The 24,793-nt window shown below is 36.6% G+C and carries 16 protein-coding genes; 12 read left to right on the top strand and 4 right to left on the bottom strand.

All coding sequences use genetic code 11. The annotated features are described in order from the left end of the window. Positions 1-63 precede the first annotated feature (63 nt). On the bottom strand, positions 64-1,167 hold the full coding sequence (gene glf / locus GHT08_RS08645; protein ID WP_163581024.1) for a UDP-galactopyranose mutase: 1,104 nt from the start codon (positions 1,165-1,167) through the stop codon (positions 64-66). Positions 1,168-1,399: 232 nt separating this feature from the next. Between glf and GHT08_RS22475 the strand changes: the two genes are divergently transcribed. From GHT08_RS22475 to GHT08_RS08615, 7 genes are all read left to right on the top strand, one after another. Next, complete coding sequence (locus tag GHT08_RS22475; RefSeq protein ID WP_420370960.1) at positions 1,400-1,558, top strand: helix-turn-helix domain-containing protein; 159 nt, start codon at positions 1,400-1,402, stop codon at positions 1,556-1,558. 386 nt (positions 1,559-1,944) lie between these two features. Continuing rightward, the gene (locus GHT08_RS08640; RefSeq protein WP_163581023.1) at positions 1,945-4,668 is read left to right on the top strand and encodes a glycoside hydrolase family 3 C-terminal domain-containing protein; all 2,724 of its coding nucleotides are present in this window, start codon (positions 1,945-1,947) and stop codon (positions 4,666-4,668) included. 280 nt (positions 4,669-4,948) lie between these two features. Beyond that, the gene (locus GHT08_RS08635) at positions 4,949-5,659 is read left to right on the top strand and encodes a LytR/AlgR family response regulator transcription factor (RefSeq protein ID WP_163581022.1); all 711 of its coding nucleotides are present in this window, start codon (positions 4,949-4,951) and stop codon (positions 5,657-5,659) included. Continuing rightward, entirely contained in the window at positions 5,656-6,966 is a 1,311-nt protein-coding gene (locus tag GHT08_RS08630; RefSeq protein WP_163581021.1) for a sensor histidine kinase, read from the top strand. The genes GHT08_RS08635 and GHT08_RS08630 overlap by 4 nt, the downstream gene beginning before the upstream one ends. A 995-nt stretch (positions 6,967-7,961) precedes the next feature. Then, positions 7,962-10,385 (top strand): beta-glucosidase, encoded by a 2,424-nt coding sequence (locus GHT08_RS08625; protein WP_163581020.1) that lies wholly within the window; start codon positions 7,962-7,964, stop codon positions 10,383-10,385. Positions 10,386-10,414: 29 nt separating this feature from the next. Beyond that, the gene (locus GHT08_RS08620; RefSeq protein WP_163581019.1) at positions 10,415-11,050 is read left to right on the top strand and encodes a hypothetical protein; all 636 of its coding nucleotides are present in this window, start codon (positions 10,415-10,417) and stop codon (positions 11,048-11,050) included. A 13-nt stretch (positions 11,051-11,063) separates the two neighbouring features. Continuing rightward, positions 11,064-12,080 carry a glycosyltransferase family 2 protein gene (locus GHT08_RS08615; RefSeq protein WP_163581018.1) on the top strand — a complete coding sequence of 339 codons (1,017 nt, stop codon included), beginning with the start codon at positions 11,064-11,066 and terminating at the stop codon, positions 12,078-12,080. Between the two features lie 104 nt (positions 12,081-12,184). On the opposite strand, the gene GHT08_RS08610 is transcribed toward GHT08_RS08615, so the two are convergent. Continuing rightward, entirely contained in the window at positions 12,185-13,564 is a 1,380-nt protein-coding gene (locus GHT08_RS08610; RefSeq protein ID WP_163581017.1) for an alanine/glycine:cation symporter family protein, read from the bottom strand. Positions 13,565-13,682: 118 nt separating this feature from the next. Continuing rightward, complete coding sequence (locus GHT08_RS08605) at positions 13,683-13,916, bottom strand: hypothetical protein (protein ID WP_163581016.1); 234 nt, start codon at positions 13,914-13,916, stop codon at positions 13,683-13,685. Between the two features lie 200 nt (positions 13,917-14,116). On the opposite strand from GHT08_RS08605, the gene fabI reads away from it, so the two are divergent. Next, positions 14,117-14,896 (top strand): enoyl-ACP reductase FabI, encoded by a 780-nt coding sequence (fabI, locus tag GHT08_RS08600; protein ID WP_163581015.1) that lies wholly within the window; start codon positions 14,117-14,119, stop codon positions 14,894-14,896. Between the two features lie 309 nt (positions 14,897-15,205). Here the strand turns inward: fabI and GHT08_RS08595 are convergent, their stop codons facing one another. Beyond that, a complete protein-coding gene (locus GHT08_RS08595; protein WP_163581014.1) occupies positions 15,206-18,232 on the bottom strand; it encodes an efflux RND transporter permease subunit in 3,027 nt (1,008 codons plus the stop codon). 222 nt (positions 18,233-18,454) lie between these two features. Between GHT08_RS08595 and GHT08_RS08590 the strand changes: the two genes are divergently transcribed. From GHT08_RS08590 to GHT08_RS08575, 4 genes are all read left to right on the top strand, one after another. Beyond that, complete coding sequence (locus tag GHT08_RS08590) at positions 18,455-19,414, top strand: D-alanyl-D-alanine carboxypeptidase family protein (RefSeq protein ID WP_163581013.1); 960 nt, start codon at positions 18,455-18,457, stop codon at positions 19,412-19,414. Between the two features lie 86 nt (positions 19,415-19,500). Then, positions 19,501-21,747, top strand: a complete 2,247-nt coding sequence (locus GHT08_RS08585) for a YhgE/Pip domain-containing protein (protein ID WP_163581012.1) — start codon at positions 19,501-19,503, stop codon at positions 21,745-21,747. Positions 21,748-22,277: 530 nt separating this feature from the next. Next, complete coding sequence (locus GHT08_RS08580; RefSeq protein ID WP_163581011.1) at positions 22,278-23,159, top strand: ATP-grasp domain-containing protein; 882 nt, start codon at positions 22,278-22,280, stop codon at positions 23,157-23,159. Between the two features lie 99 nt (positions 23,160-23,258). Next, entirely contained in the window at positions 23,259-24,770 is a 1,512-nt protein-coding gene (locus GHT08_RS08575; RefSeq protein ID WP_153835507.1) for a spore germination protein, read from the top strand. The last annotated feature ends 23 nt before the right edge of the window (positions 24,771-24,793 follow it).

Genomic DNA, 24,793 nt, shown 5'->3' with positions numbered 1-24,793 from the left:
AGCGTTCTTCCTTGGATAAAGGTATTAACCAAGGAAGAACGTTAACAGACCTTAAGCTTTTTCTTATTCGCCGAATTCTTTTGCAACAGTGGTTAGTGCTGCACCTATAACCTGATGCATATCATAATATTTATAGGTAGCTAATCTTCCGCCAAAAATAACATGCTTTTCTTGATTTGCCAATGTTTGATACTTTTTATACACTTCATTGTTCCTTGTATCATTGATAGGGTAATAAGGTTCATTTCCCGGCTTCCATTCAGATGGATATTCTTTTGTGATAACCGTTTTCTTTTGTGTCCCAAATTCAAAATGCTTATGTTCGATTATTCTTGTATAAGCGGTTTCTCTATCTGTGTAGTTTACAACAGCATTGCCTTGAAAATTATCGGTTTCCTCTAACACCTTTGTATCAAAAGTTAGGCTGCGATATTCTAATGTTCCATGGCAGTAATCAAAATACTGATCAATCATTCCGGTGTAGACTACTCTGTTTGCCAACTTGTCCAATGCTTCTTTTTCCTCAAAATAATCCGTATTTAATCGGACAGTACTGCTTGCTAACATTTTTTCAATCAATTTCGTATAACCACCGATTGGAATCCCTTGATAGCGGTCATTAAAGTAATTATTATCATAAGTAAAACGGACTGGAAGACGTTTGATAATAAATGCCGGCAAATCTTTAGCAGATCTTCCCCATTGTTTTTCTGTGTATCCCTTAATTAACTTTTCATAAATATCTGTACCTACTAGCGAAATTGCTTGTTCTTCTAAATTCCGAGCAGTGGTGATATTAGCGGCTTTTTTTTGATCAGCTATTTTCTGTTTTGCTTCGTTCGGTGTGACGCTCCCCCATAGCTTATGAAATGTGTTCATATTAAAGGGTAAATTATAAATTTCTCCTTTATAATTGGCGACAGGAGAATTGGTGTAACGATTGAAGTCAGCAAATTGATGAACATAGTCCCATATTTGTTTATTGTTTGTATGGAAAATATGTGCTCCATATTTATGGACATTAATCCCTTCGATATCCTCTGTGTAAATATTACCACCAATATGATTTCTTTTATCTATAACAAGACATTGCTTTCCTCGCTTGTTGGCCTCATAAGCAAAAACGGATCCGAATAAGCCTGCACCAACGATTAAATAATCGTACATGTTGTCATCCCCTTTATGTTATGCTTCCTGCATATTCATCAAATTTCTGAACTAGCTCTCTTTTTTTATGGTAAGTTATACTTTAATATAAATGTTATTTCTTCATATGAAAACTATTTTAGCAATATCATAACTTATCGTAAACAAATGAAAGAACTACTATAAATATCTAGAATATTTCATCAAATTATAGGAGAAAAAGAGTTTAACTACTGAGCTAAGAGACCTACATATAACACACGAAGTTAGTAAAACAATTAAAGACTTGGAACAGGAATTAGACACAGAATTACTTTACAGAGTTCCGTGTGGCGTAGAAGCAACTGAAGCAGGTGGAATTACTTCAGACTCGCACAAAACGATTTTAAATGTACTGGTAAAAAGACTCTAATAAAAAATTTGATTCCTTATGTTATCGGGGCTTTTCTGAGATAACCTACTTTTCATGTGCAGTTTATGAAATAAAAACTACCGTTCATGCGAGTGAAGAAAAATAATGGGAAGTATGTGATAATATCTATTTGAAATAATTTATTATCATGGTGCTATCCCCCTATAACTTCTATTGTTTGAAGTTTTACTTTATTTAGTGAAAGGTGAATTTAGATTAAATATGAATCCGTTATCAATAAAGGGGTTTTCTAATAGTTCACCAATATATACTTTATTAAAGAGGAACTTAAGAAAATGAACTTAACAATACAAAATTTAAATTGGGAATAGTATATCCAGTGATTTTGAATGATTTTAAGTTTTATAAAGAAAGAGGGTCTAATTATGGAAAATGATAGGAAACAATCAAAAAGAAAAATGAGTAGGAAAAAAAGAAATATTCTTATTGCAAGCTTTAGTACACTATTTATTTTAATAGCCGGGGTTTTAATATATGGCTTTGTTATTACATCTTCTGGGTATTGGTTAATAGAAAAATTCAAACCGGATACAGAAGAACAAAAATTAGCTTTTTCCAGTGCGAAAGAAACAGTCGAAAAGATTACAGATGAAGGCTTTGTATTAATGCAGAATAAAGATGATCTTCTGCCAATTCTTACATCTGAAGAGGAAAAAGCCAAAATTAATATATTTGGAATGAGAGCGGTTCAAACCTTGTATAATTCAGGTGGCTCCACTGCAACAGACGTAACATCTGCAATGAAGCTTGAAGATGCTCTTCGTGAGGAAGGTAATTTCGAGCTGAATGAGGATTTATTACATTTACAATATAATTTTATAGAAGATGGCGATATTTCAATTGATGAAACGGAAGCACCTGCAAATAAAAGTGATTCTGAAATATTAGGAACAGAAGGAAATATTAAGCTCCCTGAAGTTCCATCAAATGCATATGAAGATACTTCTTTATATGAAGACGGAAGAACAATTATTGAACATGCAAAGGACTATTCCGAAACGGCTATGATCGTGATCGGTCGTGGAGCTGGGGAAATGGTTGATTTAAGTGTAAAAGACCTTCAACTGTCAGACGATGAAAAAGCTTTAGTTGATACCGTTAGTTCAAGTTTTGAAAATGTTATTCTAGTGGTTAACTCTGCAAATGTAATGGAGTTAGACTTTCTAGACGATTATCCATCTATTAAAAGTGTTTTATGGATAGGATATCCAGGTGAAAGTGGGACAAAATCACTAGCTAGAATTCTGAATGGCACTCTTAATCCTTCAGGTCGTTTAGTAGACACCTGGCCAAAAGATATTTTAAGTATGCCAGCAGCAAATAACTATAAGGGTATTGACGAGGAAGGTAACTGGACTGGTGATGATTTTCATTATTCCAACGCCCCAGAGGAAGAGGGCTACTTCGTACAAAATCATGAGGGGATTTATGTAGGTTACAAATATTATGAAACACGGCATGCTACCGACGAAAATTACAATTATGATCAGGATGTAATGTTCCCTTTTGGACATGGTTTAAGCTACACCAACTTTGAGAAAGAAATAATAGACATGAGTATCGAAGATGAGGAAGTAACTGTACGTGTTTCAGTAAGAAATACCGGAGATGTTTCTGGTAAGGATGTTATTCAACTATACTATAACCCTCCTTACACGGGTGGAATAGAGAAGGCTTCTGTGAACCTGGTTGCTTTTAATAAGACGAATGAAATCCAACCTGGTGGTACGGAGACTTATTCACTTTCATTCCAATTAGAAGATATGGCGTCATATGACTATCAAGAACATGAAGCGTATGTTTTAGAACAGGGAAGTTATGAGATCATGTTAATGGATAACTCGCATACGTTGGTAGATTCTGAGTCATATAATTTAGAAGATAATATTATTTACAATGAAGAAAATGATGGTAAAAGACCATCAGATGCACAAGTTGCTACAAATCAATTTGAAGATGCTCACCATATTGATGACTATTTGACAAGAGAATGGAATGAATCCAGTCGAGCATTTACAGGTCCTCAAAAGTCTGATTATGTTGCATCAGAGGAAATCCTTGACGCTATGTCTTATGAAGTACCTACAGATGAGTCATTAGGATATACGGATGATGATATGCCAGCTTTTGGACAGGAACTTGAAGAAACTATCATGCTTTCCGACATGGTTGATGTTCCTTACGATGATCCGAAATGGGATGAATTTGTTTCACAGTTAACGCTTGAAGAGTTAACACAAGTAAGTGGAACAGGTGCTTATCAACTTTTAGAAATTGAAAGATTAGGGGTACCGAAGACTTTACAACCTGATGGTACAATGGCTATTGCATCCAATGTATACTCAGGTCCGATTATGGGTACAGAAGGAGTTGGTGTCACATATCCATCACCAAATATTGTCGCAGCAACTTGGAATCCGGATGCGGGTTATCTAATGGGTACAAGTGTTGGTAATGAAGCACAAGCATTTGGCTATAGTGGTTGGTTTGCACCAGCGATGAATATTCATAGAACGCCGTATAACGGGAGAAACTTTGAATATTATAGCGAAGATAGTGTATTATCTGGAAAAATCGCTGCACAAGTAATAGGTGGTGCTCGAGAAAAAGGTGTTATCACTTATGCTAAGCACTTTGCATTAAATGAGCGTGAAGCAGGCGTTCGTTCAACACTCTTTACTTGGTCCAATGAACAAGCAATTAGAGAAATATACTTGAAGCCATTTGAGTTAGCTGTTAAAGAAGGAGGCAGCTTGGCTGTAATGAGTTCTTTCAATTATATTGGTTTAGAATGGGCTGGAGGAAATGAAAGCTTATTGACCAATGTGCTCAGAAATGAATGGGATTTTAAAGGTTTAATCATTACAGATGCTAATATGTATCCACATATGAATGTCATGCAAATGCTTTATGCAGGAGGAGATGTAACTCTTGACACTATGGCTTCATGGCAAGGTGGAGAGAATCAAAGTAAGATTTTTATGGAAGCCGCACAGGATTCTAGTACAGAAGTAGGTACGGTTAAAAGTTTACAACGGGCAAGTAAAAATGTACTCTATGCTGTATCACGCACTTGGAAAATGCAATAAAGCGGTGCTGTTTATAATGCTAGAGTTTTAAACAATTTGTTCGTGATATAAATAAAAAATGTATAAATAGTGATAAAACAGAGTAGTTAAAGAGTCTAGATATTAGGCTAGAAACTGCTCTGTTTTTCATTGGAAGCAAATAATCTATGTTATAATTTCTATCAAATATAATCTTTTATGTAAATGAGTGACGATTTTGAATGAATAAGAAAGATTAACTGTAAAAGAAGATAATTATATCACAGGAGAACATTGAAGATAATAGAAAGGAGAGATACCCATGTTACGTATTGCAATAGTGGAAGATGATATGAAGTATCAGCAACAATTAATCGAATATTTGAGAAGGTTTGAAGAAGAAAAAGAAGAAATACTGACCATAGAGACATATTCTGATGGTGATGAGATCGTCGAGCATTATAAGGCTAATTATGATGTCATTTTAATGGATATTCAAATGGATTTTATGGATGGAATGTCAGCAGCGGAGGAAATACGTAAATTTGATTCGGAAGTAATTATTATTTTTATTACGAATTCCACGCAATATGCAATTAAGGGTTATGAAGTAAATGCTTTGGACTATATTTTAAAGCCTATTTCTTATTTTCAATTTGCAGAACGATTAAGTAGAGTTGTAAGTAGAACGAAAAGAAAGGAAACTAATTATCTAACAATTAATGTGAAAGGTGGGGTGATGCGTCTAGAGGTTTCAGATATTTACTATGTGGAGAGTCAAGGACATAACTTACTATTTAAAACACAGAAAGAAGAATTTGTTACGGCTGGTACAATGAGAGATTTAGAGAAACAATTAGCAAGCTTTCATTTTTTTCGTGCACATAAAGGTTATTTGATTAATTTGGAACATGTAGAAGGAATGAGTGATAATTGTGCAGTCGTTAGAGGGGAAAAACTTTTGGTTAGCCGTAATAAAAAGAAACCGTTTATGGAAGCATTAACGAAATATTGGGGAGAAGTGATACAGTGACAGATGTATTACCAGATATTCCACGATTATATACGGCAATAGCCGAATGGATTGCTTGTATTGTTTATATTTCACTATTAAAAAAGAAGTTACATGGATGGAAACTGATTGGGTTTGTTGTATTGGTTTTATTTGCACAAGCCACATTTTTAATAACTACAAAGGATTTACCTATTGTATTTTGGATTCCATCCATGATTGTAGCAATCGCAATGATGTTTCTCTTTATTTACCTAAGTTGTGAGATTACACTAATTGAAGCTGGTTATTTTAGTGTTCGGGCATTTGTTGCAGCTGAATTAGTTGCATCATTTGAATGGCAAATTCATTATTTTTTGTGGAAGGATGAGTTTGAAAATACGTTTATGGCATCCATCCTTCTGTTTAGTATAGTATTTGTATTTTCTTTTGGATTGATTTGGATCTTTGAAAGGAGACTCATACCGAAAGAAGGAAAGTTAAATATTAGAAAACGTGAGTTCTTGTCTACACTGACAATAGGGGTGGCTGTTTTTTCCATAAGTAATTTGAGTTTTATTACTTCTCGTACACCTTTTAGCGGACAATATGCTCAAGACATCCTAAATATTCGAACATTTGTAGATCTAGGCGGTTTTGCTATATTATATGCTTACCATATACAAATCAATGATTTAAGGGTGCGACATGAATTACAAGCTATGCAAACTATTTTAAGAAAACAGTATGAACAGTATCAACAATCAAAAGAGAGTATTGAAATTATAAATTATAAATATCATGATTTGAAAAATCAAATAATCGCTCTCAAAGCATTAAAAAGTCCAGAAGAGAGAAATAAATACTTAACTCAAATGGAGGATGAAATAAAGTTTTATGAAGCACAGAACAAAACTGGTAATCATGTGTTAGACACACTTTTTACAAGTAAAAATTTATATTGTATTAATAATAATATAACACTAACCTATGTCGTTGACGGAACGTTGTTAGACAATATGGAAGTGATGGATATTTGTACAATTTTTGGGAATGCCTTAGATAATGCTATTGAATATGAAAAACAAATAGAGGATGAAGAAAAGAGGCTAATACATGTTACGTTGTTTAAACAAAAAGGGTTTTTGATGATGAAGTTTGAAAATTACTTTGAAGATGAGCTCTATTTAGTAGGAGGGTTACCGGAAACAACAAAGAAAGAATCTCATCAACACGGATATGGGTTGAAAAGCATTCGCTATACGGTACAAAAATATGATGGTGTAGTAAATATTGAGAAAAAAGGAAACTGGTTTGAAATGAAGATTCTTATGCCGCTTTTGAAGTAATTGTGAGATAAGATGGCGTCAAAGATGAAGAATGAGGTCATTAATTGTTTTTTTGGAAGCACTTCAAAACTATATATAGCAAAAATGTTTAAGAGGTTCTTCATAACTAGCCAAAAACAATGGAAAAAGGTTCTGTTCATCGTTTATTTGATGATCGGAACCTTTTTTCATGGGGTTTATTTTTATGATCTGTTGTTCTGTTCACATTCAACGCGGTCTGCATAAATTTAGCGAGTTGCATTCTCATATTCTACATTTCATTGTGTTTGACATAATTTAAATTAACTGATTTAGATTTGAGCACTTTCAAATGGAAGTTCAAGCTTTATTTGCGCAATAAAACATTAACAGTTCGTGTGATAAATATGACTGTTTATGATGTTTATTAATTTCTAATTTTTAAATATGCTAAACTTTCATTGTAATACAAAGTAAGAAGCAAAAAATCCTTGTTTAATAAATAGAGCGCTAATTATATCCGATGCTAAATGTTTGTAAGACCCTTACTTCAAATCTTCAAGAAACACAAAGATAAGTATAGGAATAACAGACGCTAACACCCCGATAAGTGTCACTAATAATCAGTGAGAGTCCACACTCCCATTGATCATAGTCTCACTTTATTTGTAATGGTGTTTAGCTTCTATTTTGTGAAATAGCATTAGCTTTAGTTTGATAGTCTGAGTTTAGAGACTTGTTGTAAGCGTTGTTAGTAATACATCATTATCATAAAATTTATCAAATGTTTAGCTCGAGAGCTTGAAAATCTAAAGGGAGGTTAGGCTGTTTATGGATTCAAGCGCTAATTACAGATTTACTTAAACATTAACAGTGCTACCACTATTATGTAAAAGCAGCAAGTAACTAATAATATACTTTATGTATAGTGGTGTTATGAAAATAATGATTCAACGACGATGGCAAGTTGGCTTATGAAAAATCCTAATCATGCAGCTTAAAAACACCAACAGTATCTAAGAAAATGAGGTAATACTATGAAATACAGAGAATTAATCAATAAGATGACACTGGAAGAAAAAGCATCACTAATGTCAGGGAAAGATTTTTGGCAAACAGAAAGTATTGATCGTCTAGGTATTAATAATATATTTCTTGCAGATGGACCACACGGTATTCGTAAACAAGCTGAAGCAGCTGACCATCTTGGTCTGAATGAAAGTATTCCTGCAACCTGTTTTCCAACTGCAGCAACGGTAGCGAATAGCTGGAATACAAATTTAGGAGAAGAAATCGGCGAATATTTAGGGGAAGAAGCAGTAGCTCAAAATGTCAATGTGTTATTAGGCCCAGGTATTAACATGAAAAGAGACCCGTTATGCGGAAGAAACTTTGAATACTTTAGTGAAGATCCGTATCATGCAGGCAAAATTGCTGCCAGTTATATAAAAGGTATTCAATCACATGGCATATCTGCTTGTGTGAAACATTTTGCAGCTAACAATCAAGAAGAGCGAAGAATGACTATTGATACGGTAGTCGACGAACGAACCTTACGCGAGATTTATTTAACGGCCTTTGAAATTGCTATAAAAGAAGGTAAAACAAAAACGGTCATGTCTTCTTATAATCGGTTAAACGGTGAATATACCAATGAAAATATCCATTTAATGCAGGAAATTTTACGTGATGAATGGGGTTATGACGGTGTTGTTGTTACTGACTGGGGAGGTAGTAATGATAGAGTCGCTGGACTTATTGCAGGAAATGAGTTAGAAATGCCGACAACAGCTGGTGAAACAGATAAGGATATTGTGCATGCTGTCAAAGAGGGGAAAATAAGTGAAGAAGTATTAGATGTTTGTGTTGATCGTCTTTTAGAGCTTGTTTTCTCAACTGAAAAGGTATTTGAACGGAATCCTAGTCTTACGTTTGATATAGAGAAACACCATCAAAAAGCACAGCAAGCGGCTGAGGAGTCTATCGTTCTATTAAAAAATGAGGAAAACATTTTACCATTACCACAAGGAATTAAAGTGGCAACTATCGGTGACTTTGCGAAAAATCCGCGATATCAAGGTGCAGGTTCTTCGATCGTTAATCCAACTAAATTGGATAACACATTAGATGTACTTGAACAATTACCAATCGATCATATTGGATATGAGCAAGGATTTGAACGGTACGGGAAACGAAATAAAGGGATGTTGAATAAGGCGTGCAAATTGGCAGCCGAAGCGGATGTTGTCCTCTTGTATATTGGTTTAGATGAGGCGACTGAAGCGGAAGGATTAGACAGAAATAGTATGAAAATACCTGGAAATCAATTGGAATTATTAGATGCAGTCCATCAGATCAATCCAAATATTGTAGCAGTGTTATCATGTGGGGCAGCTATTGAAATGCCATGGATCGATAAAGTGAAAGGTCTTGTTCATGGTTATTTAAGTGGACAAGCAGGAGCAAAAGCCGTTTTGAGTGTCATAACAGGTGAAGTGAATCCTTCTGGAAAATTAGCAGAGTCATACCCATTTCGGTATGTGGATACACCAGCCAGCCAACATTTTCCAGGTAAAGAATTGAGTGTTGAATACCGCGAAGGATTATTTATCGGCTATCGTTATTACGACACAGCTAATGTCAATGTCCTCTTCCCATTTGGATATGGATTAAGTTATACAACATTTGCATACGATGATATTCAAGTAACAAAGGACGGCGTGACATTTAAGATTACCAACACAGGTGATGTTGCAGGGGCGGAAATCGCACAACTCTATGTACAATGCCAGTCACAAGAAATATTCAGACCGAAAAAAGAATTAAAAGGATTTAGTAAAGTCTATCTTCAACCTAATGAAACAAAAGAAGTCTATATTCCGTTTGATGACAAAACATTTCGCTATTTCAATGTGAAAACAAATAAGTGGGAGATTGAAACAGCTGATTACGGGATTATGATTGGTACTTCCAGCAAAGACATAAGACTAGAGCAAACAATTTCGATTGAGGGAACGAGCGCTCCTGTACCATATGATAAGGCTAAGCTACCATCGTATTATTCTGGTAAAGCTAATCATGTTGAACAAGTAGAATTTGAACAATTGTTAGGAAGGAAAGTACCTGTAGCGAACTGGGATCGTTCTAAACCGTTAGGCTATAATGATACGATTGCGCAATGCCAGTATGCGAAAGGGATGGTAGCTAGATTTGCTTTTCATTTAATCTCTTTTTCTCATCGGTTTTTACAAAAAATCGGGAAGCGTGATACGGCGAACCTCATTATGATGTCTGTCTACCATATGCCTTTTAGAGGAATAGCCAGAATGACTGGCGGTATAGTAAATATGCCAATGCTAGATGGAATCTTGCAAATGGTAAATGGGAATTTCTTTAAAGGATTACGCCATTTCTTGAAAGAAAGAAGAAGAATGTTAAAGTCGCAAAAGGAAACGATTTGATATAGTCAATGCGACAAAGGAGCGATATAATGAGTAATGAAAAAGCAACAGATCATAAATTGGCTTCAGGTCCGCTAGGTTTTTGGGCTAGATATAAGGAAAAACATCCAAATATCGCCCAGTTCTTAGTGTTTTTTATGTTAAGTAATGGTGTGACCGTATTACAACTAGCGTTAATGCCAATTTTAAAGAGTATATTTGCCCAAACTTCATTAGTTAGTACTAATTTTCAGATCATGCAATTCGGGGAAAATTTCGATGGCAGTCCCTACTATGTATTTGATTATGCAGCTGGAGCTATGTCAGCAGGAGGAGGAGGTGGGCTCGCCTATTTCTTAGCTGTTCAAATAACGATCGCGATTGCCCAAATTCTTAACTTTTTTGCCCAAAGAAGTATTACATTTAAATCTAATAGTAACATATGGAAAGCAGCATTCTGGTATTTAGTAGCTTATGTTATTATTACAATCGGTGCTGCAGCAGCACAAGGATTTTATAAAGCACCGATATATGATTTATTAATGAACACATGGGGGATGGGATCATTCGGTGAAACAACAGCAGATGTGATTACAATGATCATTAACAGTGCCATTTCATTCTGGGTGTTCTTCCCGATATTTAAGATTATTTTCAAACAAGAGCCAGAAAAACAAGCAGAGTAAAGGTAGTGGAAGTATGAAATTATTATCAGTCGTAATACCGTGTTATAATTCACAAGATTATATGAGATATTGTGTAGAGTCGCTGTTGTCAGGTGGACAGGAAGTAGAAATTTTGCTAGTTAACGATGGTTCAAGTGACAGAACGGCAGAGATTGCCGAGGAATATGCGCATAAGTATCCTGATGTAGTGAAAGCAATTCACCAGTCAAATGGCGGGCACGGTGCAGCTGTTAATACAGGTATTCAACATGCAACAGGGCTTTATATTAAAGTAGTGGATAGTGATGATTGGGTAGATGTACGATCCTATATAAAAATATTGGATACATTGCGGCAATTTTCAATAGAAAACCAACAGGTAGATATGATAGTAAGTAACTTTGTATACGAAAAAGAAGGCGCAAGATATAAGAAGGTTATGAAGTATGAAAATGTTCTCCCGGAAGGTCGAATTTTTAGATGGGATGATATTAAGCATTTTCATAAAGGACAATATATCTTGATGCATTCCGTTATTTACCGGACTCGATTACTCCAAAATTGTGGGTTGGAATTACCAAGGCATACTTTCTATGTTGATAATTTATATGTATTTACTCCTTTAGAGTTTGTTGAGAAAATCTATTATATTAATGTAGATTTTTATAGATACTATATTGGTAGAGAGGATCAATCAGTTCAGGAGAATATAATGATCCAACGAATTGATCAACAAATTAAAGTCAATAAGTTAATGATAGATAGAGCACAGCAAATGAATATAAAAAATGAGAATTTACAGCATTATCTATTACGTCATTTAGAAATCGTTACAGTAGTCTCGGCAATCTTATTAATAAGATCTGGTACTGCTGAGAATCTTAGAAAGAAAAAAGAGTTAATGAGGTATATAAAAGAAAACGATCTGAGACTTTACCGAAGTCTAAAGTACGGTATAATGGGTAGGCTAATTAATTTGCCTGGCCGTGCTGGTCGAAAGATATCAGTGGGGGCTTATAAAATATCACAGCGGTTAGTAGGTTTTAATTAATATAGAGAGAACAGGAAAAGCAGGAAGCCAAATGGTTTCCTGCTTTTCACGCATAAGTATTCACTAAGAGACAAGGCGAATACCAAGTTTTTATTAAGTTAAAATTATTTTTCTTCTTTTTTAACCTTCAAAAACTTATTCGTTTCTGCCACGACAATTCCAGATAAGGCAAGTAGACCAATCAAGTTTGGAAAGGCCATTAAACCGTTCATCACGTCGGAGAAGTTGAACACAACATCTAGTGATACAACTGCGCCGATAAAGACGAAGGCGATGAAAATATAACGATAAACTCTGACACCTTTAGCACCCATCAAATAATGGATAGATTTTTCACCGTAATAAGACCATCCAAGAATCGTAGAAAAGGTAAAGAATAATATACCAAATGTTACAATATAAGACCCTGATGTCCCTAGGAATTGAGCAAAGGAAGCACTAGTTAATGCTGATCCATCCAATCCAGCGTCCCATTGACCTGCCATGACAATGGTAATACCTGTAATCGAGCAAACAATGATCGTATCAAAGAAAACTTGTGTCATCGAAACCAAAGCTTGTCTTGCTGGATAATCAGTTCTGGCTGCCGCTGCCGCAATTGGTGCAGAACCTAAACCAGCTTCGTTGGAGAATACACCACGTGCCACTCCATAGCGGATAACGGTACCAAGGATACCACCACCAACAGCACTACCAGTAAACGCATCTTCAAAAATAAAAGAGATCGCTCCAGGTACTAAATCAAAGTTCAAAACAATAAGAATAAGTCCACCCAAAATATAAAATGCACCCATCACCGGAACAAAGAAAGCTGTCACCTTACCAATACTTTTAATCCCGCCAATGATAACTAAAGCAGCTAATACAGTAAAGACAATACCAGTAATAAATGGACTAATAGAAAAAGATTCCTCTAATGATGAAGCTGCCGTATTAGACTGTACCATGTTCCCAATACCAAACGCCGCAATTGAAGCGAAAATCGCAAATAATACACCTAAAAATTTACCAATTGGTTTGTTTTTTAGTCCTCGTTCCAAATAGTACATCGGACCGCCGGACATTTCTCCATTTTCATTTTCAACACGGAATCTCACCGCTAACAATGCCTCCGCATATTTGGTAGCCATTCCGACTAATGCAGTAATCCACATCCAAAATACAGCCCCGGGTCCCCCTGCAACAACTGCTGTAGCGACACCGGCGATATTACCAGTACCAATGGTTGCTGCCATCGCTGTCGTTAATGCTTGATAATGACTAATATCCCCTTTGGATGATTTATCTTGTTTTTTGCTGAAGACTAGTTTTAATGCATAAGGTAACAACTTAAACTGCAAGAAGACGAGTCGGAATGTTAAATATAAACCTGTCCCGACTAATAAAATAAGTAGGGGAGGTCCCCACACCCATCCACCAATCTCACCAAGTATCGCTGCACCTTCTTCGTTAATTGTGCTTAACCAATCCAACAAAAAATCCATTACACATCCCTCCTATTATTTTAAGAAAAGCTTATTATTAAAATTATTCCAATAATAGTGAGAGAATGCAATAGTATAGGGAATGTTTTTAACATAAAAAAGCGCAGAGGTTGAAACATTAATAATATTTAGACGTGAGATAAAAAATAAATAGAATTAAACCTCCAAAGCCGAAAATATATGTTAAAAAAATCGGATTGAACAAAATGGGGTGTTTCGCCGTTGCTTTTGTATTTGTATCATGTTCACCTTTTTGTTGATTTACAGTTTTGCCGACCTTTAATGTGTAGAGTAGCGAAATGAGCGCAATGATAATACTGATAATTGCTAAGCCTATAATCACATCCATCACCTGTCTTTTTCCTTAACTTTATCTATTTCAAACGGTATTATACACATATGAATCATTTTTATTTCGGGAAAAATATGTTATAGTAAAGATAATTAGCAGTAGGTACTAACACCAAATATAAAGGTGAGACTTCCAGGGACTAAAGGTTAGCGAAACATTTCTGGGAGTTAGCGCGTGATCAAGTTCATTAGGAGGACGTTATGGAAGATTTATTAAAATTAAAAGGGAAGAATGTCGTAGTGATGGGCGTAGCAAATCAGAGAAGTCTGGCTTGGGGCGTTGCGCAATCCTTGCATCAAGCAGGTGCCAACCTAATTTTTACGTATCGTAAGGAGCGTTCTTTAGCAAAACTAACAAAATTGCTGGAAAAGTCAGACCTAGACGCAAAGCTAGTACTTCCTTGTGATGTCAACAATGATGATAGTATCAAGGAAGCGTTCGGTAAAATTGCTGATGAAGTCGGTACCATTCATGGTGTCGTGCACTCAATCGCTTTTGCACATGGAGAAGATCTGAAAAACCGTTTTGTTGAAACATCTCGTGACGGCTATGCATTTGCACAAGATACAAGTGCATATTCATTAATTGCAGTAGCTCGTGAAGCACAGTCTTTAATGGCTGAAGGTGGATCGATTATGGCAATGAGTTACTTAGGTGCAGAACGTGTAGTGCCAGGGTATAATGTGATGGGTGTTGCAAAAGCAGCATTGGAGTCTACTGTTAAATACTTAGCGATGGACTTAGGAGAACATAATATTCGTGTAAATGCTATTTCTGCTGGTGCAATCAAAACGTTAGCTGCCAAAGGTGTTCCATCGTTCAATGAGATTTTACACAAAATTGAGGCAGAATCGCCTCTAAAACGAAATGTGACACAAGAAGAAGTGGGAGATATGTCAGTAGCAATGCTGAGCCACTTATCCAGAGGTGTTACCGGAGAAATCGTTTATGTAGACTCTGGTTATAATATTTTAGGCTAATCTAAAAGACAAGCAGACCATTCAAGGTTTGTTTGTCTTTTTAATATGGAAAGAAGCTATTAATTGTAGAAAGTATCTTTGAGAACAGCTCTCGAGGGCAAAACAACATTCAAATAGGAAAAAGTGTCTTCGAGAAGGACTCTCGAAGACACAAGAACACTTAACTACGACATATTCGTACGCGTGGCAGTTCCCCTTGAAATCTGCATAATTTTCACCTCACTTGCCAGAAAACAGAAGCTACAACAAATTACGAACTCCAGGGGAAACGGCACTAGCAAGAAGATCTATTTCCCTTTTCAAATTAACTTAAGCAGACATAGAAGCTTCTTCTTTAGCTTCTTTATTTAATTTCTTATTAGAGCTAAACAATCGATAAATCGCAGGAATCAATAATAGTGTAATAAACGTTGCGAACAGTAATCCCGAAATGATAACCGTTGCCATTGGTGCTTGATAGTTACTTGACGTCCCAGTTGTAATCGCTAATGGTAGCATGCCGGCAGCGGTTGTAAAGCTAGTCATAAAAATAGGTCGGATTCGATTTCTTCCTGCTTCAACAAGTGCATCTGTAACGATATACCCTTCTTTTCTTAGTTGTTTCGTTCGATCGATAAACAGGATCGCATTATTGAGAACAATACCAATGAGCATGATAATCCCCATAGCTGACAATGCACTTAATTCCCGTTGAGTGAAGAATAAACCTAAGATCACACCAACGACTGTCATCGGAATAATGGACATCACAATAATTGGATGGAATAAGTGATCAAATTGCACAGCCATCACTAAATAAACAAGGAAAATGGCAATCCCGATAATGATTAGAATCTCCATCATTAATTCCTGCTGTTGTTCCAAGTCACCTGCAGTTTCGATTTGATAGCTGTCCGGTGTTTCAAAATCAGCAATTAACTGTTGGATGTCGCGATTAACTGAACCTAAATCCCTTCCTTCTAATTCAGCAGATACTGATACATATCGTGTTCCGTCATCGTGTGTGATCTGATTTGGAATTTCTGTTGTATTCAAACGAATAAATTCAGATAATGCTTTATCACCTTCCATTGTCGGTACTTCCATAGCCAATAAGGCATCTTTCTTATCAATTTCATCGTCCCATGCTACTTGAACAGGTATCTCTTTATCTTCCACAACGATTTCGTCAATCGGCATACCTAAAAATGCTTGCTCTATATAATTTTTAACATAGAGGGAACTAAGACCACTATCACTGATAGCATCGTCTTTCAATTCAATTACTTCGTCAAGGGAAGCACGTTCACCAGAGTGACTAACACCGACAACCCCTGGTACTTCTTCTAATTCACTGGAGAATTCAGTTGCAATGGATTCAAGTTCCTCCAATTTATCCCCTTTTATCATCACTTGGATTGGTTGCCCGCCACCTTCCGAGAACGTACTTTGCACACTTTTAATCGGCTGTGTATCTTGCAATTCTCGTAACGATTTCAGGATTTCTTCGTTAACTTCGCTTTGCTCTTTAGTAATGGCATCTCCTTTGGTCAAATTAATAATACTGAACAGTAAGCCACCATCGTCCATCGCATAGTTCGCTTCTACATCTTGTATCGCTTCTAGTTCTCGATTAATCTCTTGGACAACCTCATTCTTTTCAGAGATGGATACACCTGGTTCTAATTCAATCATCATTTCTGCATAACGGTTATACACATCTGGCATAATTGTCATTGGTATTTTCGAGACTAAAAAGAGTGAACCAGCAAACATAAAGATAAACAAGCTAATGATGGCGAAGCTATTACGTTTTTTCTTGACAATCCATTGAGCGAATCTGGTGTAGCTATTGATAATCCAACCATCTTTTGTTTTTGCACGGCTTTTACGGATTTTTAAAAAGCGATGAGCAAAAGTTGGAATAACGGTAAAGGAGATAAGGGCAGAGCTGACTAAGGTAATGGCTACTATCATCGATAAAATAATCATAAACCTTCCAATATCTCCACTAATTAATCCAATTGGTACAAATACGACAATCGTTGTTAGCATAGAGGCGATGACTGCAGTTGCTACTTCTTTTGTTCCTTCTAATATTGCTTCCAATTTCTCCAAGCCCTGTTCTTTCTTCCGATAGATTGATTCGAGAATAACGATAGAGGAGTCAACCATCATCCCAATCCCTAATCCTAAGCCAATTAACGTCAACATATTAAAACTATAATCAAACAGCCACATAGCAATAAAGGTAAGCAAAATAGAAGTCGGAATTGCAAAACCAATAATAAAAGTAGCTCTTATATTACGCAGGAAGAGAAATAGGATAAATATTGATAAAATCCCGCCAATAAGAATGTTTGCCGTTACGCCGTTAAGAGAATCTTCTACATAATCAGCTTGGGCTACAACCTCGTGTAGTTCAAATCCATTTATAAGTCCTTCCTCTCTTATCTCTTTTATTTCATCACGGACAGCGTGAGCCATTTCAATTTGAGTTACGTCTGCAACTCGACCAATTTGTATCATGATGAAATCCTTGGATCCATTCTTCCAAACGATAGAATTACTTTCTTGCGGTTGAAGGGAAACCTCTGCGATATCTTTTAATACAATCGTTTCATTTTGGCCTTGAATTGGTATATCCTCAATGCTCGAAGTTGAATCTAATGCGGAGTGCCATCTTAAGGACGGAGTATCTTCTTCTCCTTCGAATTGCCCAATAGCCGCTTCTCGGTTTACCTCTTGGATAGTAGTAATAATTTGCTGAAGGTCAAGTCCTTGCTCCATTATTTCATCTCGATCGAATGATACAATGATTTCCTGCTTGTAGCCTCCCTCTAAAGCAACATCTCTAACTTCCCGAAGGTTTTCTAATCGAGGTTCCAATATATTCTCAGCAAAATCTGTCATCTCCACCATATCTTCGCCAGATAAATCTAGGTAAAATTCATAATCTCCCTCTGTACTAAATTGACCTGCTTGATAATCTTGAATATTATCATTGCTAGAAGCTACAGTGTGGATGGTATTTTCTATCTCTTGAAAAACCTCATCCCCTCGGTCTGTTTCAATCATAATACTGACATTAGTTCTACCTATATAAGAGGTAGAAGCAACATTTTCTACTCCATCAATTCCTTTGATCTCATTCTCTAGGGGGTTGGTAATGGTTTGCTCAACATCAAGCGCAGACATATCTCCTGCCATGATATCAACAAATGCCCCATCCATATTGACTGATGGTAGCAGTTCCCTGTCTAACTTTAAAATTGACTGAATTCCTAAGACTAAAATAAGCACAACAAGCAAACTGACAAGGATTTTCCTTTCAATAATAAATCTTAACCACTTCAATGGTATCTCCTCCTGGATCATATTATTTACAGTGCTAAGTCCCCTGATAAAAGTTGTTTTTGAATGATTATCTAAGTTGTGGACAAACTATATCTACCTAGCGATTTCATTTTATACCTTAATTATCCAATTGGGTATTGCTCTTGAGACGTAACTTTTCTAAGTCTAGAGGCTTATGTAATTTATGCTATACTGAAAGAAAAAGTTTTGGTGGTATAAAAAATGAAACGATTATTACTCGTGGTGTTATTGTTGTTAAGTGGCTGTTATCAAGCGGGAGACCAAGCAGCATTACCATTTAACAAGGCTCCTCAGACAGAAAAAGTAAAAAAAGAGATGCTATATCCCGATCGACCATTAGACAGGTTTTGGCATATTACCGATATCGATTTAGAGGCAAGTTCTGTTCTTTTAATAAATGCCGATACAGGACATGTTATTTATGAAAAAAATAGTGATATACCATTACCTACAGCAAGCATGTCAAAGATGATGACGGAATTACTTGTTTTAGAAGCAATTGAGAATGGAGAACTGAAATGGGAGCGTGATGTAGAAATAAGTGATTATGCATACACTATCTCCCGCCAACCAGGATATGCTTCAGTAGATTTATCGAAAGAACGTGATTATACGGTGGCAGAATTGTTTCAGGCGATGGCAATTCACTCTGCAAATGGTGCAACCATCGCATTAGCGGAAGAATTAGCTGGAAGTGAAGAAGTTTTTGTACAGCAAATGAATCAGCGAGCCCAAGAGTTACAGCTGGAGGATACACAGTTTGTAAACAGCACTGGATTAGATAATTTGCATTTGGGTGATTATTATTCTGTCGGGAGTGTAGATGATACAAATATGATGTCGGCACAGGATTTAGCGAAACTTGCGGAGCATTTGATTACGACATATCCGGAATTGTTAGAGACTAGTAATCAGCCTACATATTTTTTAAATAACAGGGAATATGATAATACGAATTGGATGCTGAAAGGAGACTTAGCTTTTGATGGGGTAGACGGCTTGAAGACTGGATATACCGATCTTGCTGGCTATTGTTTCACCGGAACTGTTGAGAGGAACGGTGTAAGACTTATCTCAGTTGTAATGGGAACGTCCTCAGAAATCGAACGGTTTATCGAAACAGCGAGATTATACGAAAAAGCCTTTGAACAGATTGAATAATGTCTAAAAAATAATTAACATTTGTTTCGAAAGATGTAGTTGGGTATAATTGGTTTTGTTGATTTTAAGTAGAAGAAGGCGAAAATATGAAAAATAGTTTACATCTATACAAAACCGATATGAAGAATATTATTACTAATTGGGTTGCTGCAATTTTAATAGGCGGCCTCATGATCCTTCCCTCGTTATATGCTTGGATGAATATTGAAGCAGCATGGGATCCGTATGGTCAAACTGATCAAATTAAAGTCGGGGTAGTGAATAACGATACCGGTGCCTCCGTTCGTGAGGAGGACATCGATGTCGGCAAAGAATTAGTAGAAACACTAAAAAGTAATGACTCTATGGATTGGCAGTTCGTCGATGAAGAAGGGGCCATAGACAAATTAGAATATGGAGACTACTTTGCTGTCATTGTGGTTCCGGAAGATTTTTCGGAGAAGTTGGCTACAGTGATCAGTGGTCAGCCAGAAAAAGCAGAGGTAGAGTATTACGTAAATGAAAAAATAAACGCAATTGCTCCAAAAATAACCGATAAAGGAGCTACCGTAATTGTTGAAGAAATAAGCTCAAGCTTTATTTCAACTGTTAATGGCGTTATCTTTGATATGTTTAACCAGATCGGTATTGAATTGGAAAGTTCACTGCCAGACATTAAAAAATTTGAAGACTATATTTATACAATCGAAGAAAAGCTGCCGGAAATTAAAAATTCCTTAGATGAAACGTTGGCAGATGCAGAAAATGCAGAAGGTATGATCGATGATGCTAATAGTCTTATTCCTAGAGTGAAAGAGGCAACCGATCAAGGACTTTCAACCGTAAATGAGACGTTAGCATTTATAGATGAAGCAGAAGGACGCTTAGATGAAATAGCTCCACGTGTAAACGAAGACTTAGAAACGATTCAGCAAGCAGTGCAGGATACCAATGAATTTTTGGAATCTGTCGATCTCTCTTCACAGGAGTTGCCAGATATCAATCAACAAATAAACAATTGGAATGATCAAATAGATAGTACCATTACGTCGATTGAATCTATCGAGGAAATTTTACGGCAAGTGCAAGATCAAGAGCCAAATCAGGATGAAGAAACAGCGGATAATCCAGATCAAAATGGAGAAGACAATCAGGGAGCTGAAGGAAATACAAATGAAGAAGACAATCAGCAAAATAATCAAGAGCAGATAGAAGATGCACTAAATCAAGTGACTGCGATGAAAGCAACATTACAAGAATTACAAGCACAATTGAACCAAGCTGATGAGTTGATTGCAGAACATAATGAAGCATTAGAAGAAATGATGGCGAACTTAAAAGAAACGGCACAATTTACAAATGACCGATTGGATGCCTTTATTACTGAGTATCAAGAAACGATTGAACCGAGAATCAAAGAAGAAATTCAGCATGCTAAAAGTACGTTAGAGTCAGCTAGAAATATCTTAACAGAAGTTCAAGATACGATACCAGAAGCACAAGAAATATTAAATAGAACAGCAGCTAATTTAACAGATGGAGAAGAGATGCTGCAAAATGTATTAGCAGAATATCCTTACATTCATAGCAAAATTAATGAACTCGCAGATAAAATCCGAAGTGTCGAAGGGGAAACGGATTTAGAAGAAATTATTGATTTATTGCAAAATGATCCTGATGCGGAACGAACCTTTTTTGAGGAACCAGTCATGTTAAATCAAAATAAGTTATTCCCCATTGATAATTATGGAACGGGAATGACGCCATTCTACACGGTTTTAGCGATATGGGTCGGTGGATTGCTGTTAATTTCACTGTTGGCAACAGATCCTCACCATGTAGAGACCTATACAGGAAGACAGATTTATTTTGGCAGATTATTCACCTTTATCACAATCGGGTTCTTTCAAACCATTATCGTGACATTAGGTGACATGTATTTTCTTGGTGTAGAAATAAGGGAACCAATATGGTTTATATTATTTGGCTTGTTATCAAGCATTGTATTTATTTTGATTGTATATACCTTAGTATCGGTTTTTGGTGACATTGGTAAAGCATTGGCTATCGTATTTCTTGTTTTACAAATTGCTGGTGCTGGTGGAACTTACCCAGTCGACTTATTGCCAGAGTTTTTCCAGGCAATTAACCCTTATCTTCCTTTCACCTATGCGATTAATTTGATGAGAGAGGCAGTAGGAGGAATTGTATGGAGTAAAGTCCAGCATGATGTCATCGTTCTATCGGCATTCGGACTTGTTGCCTTGATTGTTGGAGCCCTGTTCAAAGCACGCTTGAATAAGTATACACATCAATTAATGAAGAAATCGAGAGAAACCGGCTTGTTCCATTAATCATATAAACCTCACTGGGCGTGCTGAGGGAGTCTCACGTTATTAGCATATCCCCATGCTAAATCTGTTGCGCTTCACTAGGGTAATAAGCCAAGTTGCCAGATCTGACAAAGGTTGTAGCACATGCATAAAGCGAAGGCCGCCCACTTTCACTCCTGTGGGAATCGTTTGGCCTGAAGATCCACTTTTTCGAGCGGTTTTGGCTCGAAAAAGTTAGCTGAAGGACAAACCCCACGGAAAGGGAAGTGGGCAGCCGGAGCGGTGGTAAAGCTGTTCAAATATTTCATCATTACTACTAAAGTAATAAAGGACCGGCGGGGTTTGCCGGTTTTTCCTAGTGAGACAAGAAAGTATAAAATTTGCGCAGATGTCTAGCTCCGAACGCCCAGAAACTAGGCGACTTCACGAATCGCCCTACGATAAGTCATCATCGGTTCGTAAACTCACCGTGATTCCTTTATCTCAGTTGATGCGTTCCAGTCGCTACGTTTCTAAACGGGCGCTCTGCGCTTTTCTTAGGAGGTTTTGCAATGGGGAAGAGAGGCTGGATTATTTACAATGGTAATCTATACACAAAGAAATTTGCCGAACAAATCGAATGGTTACGAGAAACAGCGGAGACGTTTGACTTTGAAATAGATGTGCTCGCTAATAATCAATTACTCGTTGCTATCGAAGAAGGTGAAACAAGAATATTAACGAAAAAAACTGATCCAGACTTTGTATTCTTCTGGGATAAGGATTTATTTTTGGCAAGGCAATTGGAAGTACAGGGATTGCGTTTATTTAATTCTGCAAAAGCGATTGAAATATGTGATGATAAAGCATTAACCTATCAACAGTTAGCGAATCATGGTATTCGAATGCCGAAGACGATCATTGCCCCGAAGGTTTTTGTTTCGTTAGAAGACGACAGTCATCTTGATCAAGTAATCGAAACATTGGGCTTTCCTATGGTTATTAAAGAAGCATTTGGATCCTTTGGTGAACAAGTATATTTAATGGAAAATGAGCAGCAATTACGTCAAAAAGTGAAAGAATTACAGCATAAGCCACACCTTTATCAAGAATACATTGCATCAAGCTATGGTCGAGATGTGCGCTTAAATGTTGTTGGAGACCAAGTAGTGGCAGCTATGTTAAGAAAATCAGAGCAAGATTTCCGTGCAAATGTGACTGCAGGTGGTAAAATGTTTCGTTACCAGCCATCAGAAAGAGAGCAGGAGTTGGCGGTTCGTTGTAGTCAATTAGTTGGTGCAGATTTTGCAGGTGTTGATCTCCTTTTTGGAGAAAATGATGAACCGATTTTGTGTGAAATCAATTCCAACGCCCATTTTAAAAACATTTATGATTGCACAGGTGTTGATATTACACAAAATATGATGGCTTTTATTAAAGAGAGCATTGACTGAGTGTTAAACCGGGCAAATTTTTGCTCGGTTTTTTGTATCTATTCTATCTTTCTACAAATAATACAACTATGTATGTCAACAAGAGATGAGGTAGAAAAAATGAGGAGACATTGGAAAGTCCGAAAGAATAATCAATCTCAACAACCTAAGCAAAAGAATCAAACAGTGAAAACGGTGCTCGAGGATAATCGTTCAACATTAAAGAGTATCTTTAAAAATAGTGTTGATATCCAATTCAGAGATTTGCAGTTAAAGGATAAGAAGAATACTGAGTCATTTATTTGTTATACAGAAGGTATCGTTAGAGAAGAGTTTATTCATGATAATGTCTTAGAGCCGTTATTAGGAATTGATTTATTGGAGGAGGAAATAAACGATCATTCATTAGTTTCCTATATGGATTCTAATATTATCAAAGCATCTTCTGTAGATAAGACTTCTAATCTTGATCATGTTATCGAAAAAATACTTCGGGGACAAACCGCAATATTTATCGATGGGTTTGACAGTGCATTACTAATCAGTACAGAATCTTATGAGTCGCGAGGGGTAGAAGAACCTAACACGGAATCAACGGTCCGAGGATCAAGAGAAGGTTTTAACGAAGTCATTACTACTAACACTTCTTTAATCCGCCGGAAGATAAATAATCCTCATTTAATTTTTGAAGAGTTCATCATTGGCGGAAATACGAAAACTCCAGTTCGGATTGGCTACATAGATGGTATTGCTAAGCAAGAGACAGTAGATGAATTAAGAAAACGGCTTGAATCGATCGAGACGGATGTTGTATTAGAATCTGGTTATCTAGAGCAATATATTGAAGATCATCCTAAGTCTATCTTTCAGACGGTAGGTAACAGTGAAAAACCTGACAAAGTTGCTGCAAAGTTACTGGAAGGTCGAGTGGCGATATTGTGTGATGGGACCCCATTTGTATTAACCATACCTTACTTATTTATTGAATCAATGCAAGTGCCAGAAGACTATTATACCAAGTTTCAATTTACATCATTAATTCGTTTTATTCGAATGATCGCTTTATTTCTAACTGTTGCTACTCCAGCAGTATTTGTAGCGGCGGCTACATTTCATCATGAAATGGTGCCAGCTTTATTATTAACAACGATGGCTGCTGCTGAGGAAAGAGTACCTTTTCCGATTTTATTAGAAGCCTTAATCATGACTGTTATTTTTGAGCTGCTTCGTGAAGCTGGGGTCCGAATGCCTCGACCTATCGGTTCAGCTGTAAGTATTGTGGGAGCATTAGTAATTGGTGAAGCTGCAGTACAGGCTGGGTTAGTAGGAGCACCAATGGTTATTGTAGTAGCATTGACAGCTATTACCGGTTTTGTTGTGACTGCAATCAATAATGCTGTCATTTTAGTTCGCTTTTTCCTGATGTTGTTAGCAGGAACCTTCGGATTCTATGGTTTACTGCTCGGGACAATGTTTATCGTTGCCCATCTTTGTTCCTTAAGATCGTTTGGTGTTCCTTATCTTACACCGTTCGCACCCGCAGTGCTGAAGGAATGGAGAGATACATTTGTGAGAACGCCATTGAAGAGTTTACAAAGTAAGCCAAGATCCGTTCTTCGCAAGAAATATTAAATACATCCTAGGAGTGACAACTT

The sequence above is a fragment of the Gracilibacillus saliphilus genome (assembly GCF_010994085.1).
Classification (GTDB): Bacteria; Bacillota; Bacilli; order Bacillales; family Amphibacillaceae; genus Gracilibacillus; species Gracilibacillus lacisalsi.
Note: the sequence above shows the minus strand (reverse complement) of the source record. Positions and strands in the feature narration are given on the sequence as shown.